Raw genomic sequence first — 1,319 nt, 5'->3', positions numbered from 1 at the left:
TTCACCTTTGTTCCAGGTGATGTTTGTTCTCCAAAATGCGCCAATGGGTGAGTTAGAATTACCTGGTGTAACTTTAACTCTACAACAGGTGGAAAGCACAATTACCAAATTTGATTTGACTCTATCGATGCAAGAAACTGCTGACTCCTTAGTCGGTTTATGGGAGTACAACACTGACTTATTTAATAAAGAAACAATTGAGCGGATGACGGGTCATCTCCAAAATTTACTATCAGCAATTGTGTCTAATCCTCACCAAAGAGTTAGCGAATTATCTCTATTAAGTCAAGCAGAACTGCATCAATTATTGGTGGAATGGAATAATACTGCTACTGCGTACCCCCAAGATAAATGTATCCATGAGTTATTTGAGCAGCAAGTAGAAAAAACTCCTTCTTCTGTGGCTGTGGTGTTTGGAGATGAGCAATTAACCTACAAACAATTAAATACTAGAGCCAATCAATTGGCACACCACCTTCAAACATTAGGGGTTGAACCAGAAGTATTAGTAGGTATTTGTGTGGAACGTTCGATTGAAATGGTGGTGGGACTATTGGGGATACTTAAAGCAGGTGGCGCCTATGTACCTCTTGACCCCAGCTACCCAAAAGAACGCTTGAGTTATATGTTGACTGATTCTGCTGTGTCAGTATTGTTGACTCAACAGTCTTTGCTATCATCATTACCGAAACACCAAGCAGGAGTTGTTTGTTTTGATACACATTTGCTTACTGTTGAGCAATTGTCTTTTGATAATCCCAATGTCGGGGTCAAGTCTAATAATTTGGCTTACGTTATTTATACTTCTGGTTCTACTGGTCAACCGAAAGGGGTAGAAGTTGAACATCAAGGATTGTGCAACCTCTCTTTTGCACAAAAGAACCTATTTGATGTGCAACCAGAAAGCCGCATTCTCCAGTTCGCTTCTTTAAGTTTTGATGTCTCAGTTGGGGAAATATTCACTGCATTTGCTTCTGGGGCGATGCTAGTTTTAGGTACAAAAGAGTCATTAATGCCTGGAACTGATTTGAAGCAAATGCTGCATCAGCACGACATTACTCATGTCCTACTTCCTCCCTCTGCTCTTGGGGTATTACCGATTGATTCCTTACCAAGTTTAAGTCAAATAATTGTGGGGGGGGAGGCTTTTGCGATTGAGCTAGTCAGACAATGGTCTTTGGGTCGTCGCTTTTTTAATGCCTATGGACCAACTGAATCTACTGTCTGTGCTACTGTTGCAGAAATTAGTAATAGTAATAATAAAATACACATTGGTCGCCCCATCGGCAACACCTTAATTTATATCCTAGACCAACATT

At 40.4% G+C, this 1,319-nt stretch carries 1 protein-coding gene; it reads left to right on the top strand.

The annotated features are described in order from the left end of the window. Nucleotides 1–1,319 (top strand): non-ribosomal peptide synthetase (locus tag DSM106972_RS22585; RefSeq protein WP_201800766.1); only part of this gene is annotated, 1,319 nt, incomplete at both ends.

Source organism: Dulcicalothrix desertica PCC 7102 (assembly GCF_003991905.1).
Classification (GTDB): Bacteria; Cyanobacteriota; Cyanobacteriia; order Cyanobacteriales; family Nostocaceae; genus Dulcicalothrix; species Dulcicalothrix desertica.
Note: the sequence above shows the minus strand (reverse complement) of the source record. Positions and strands in the feature narration are given on the sequence as shown.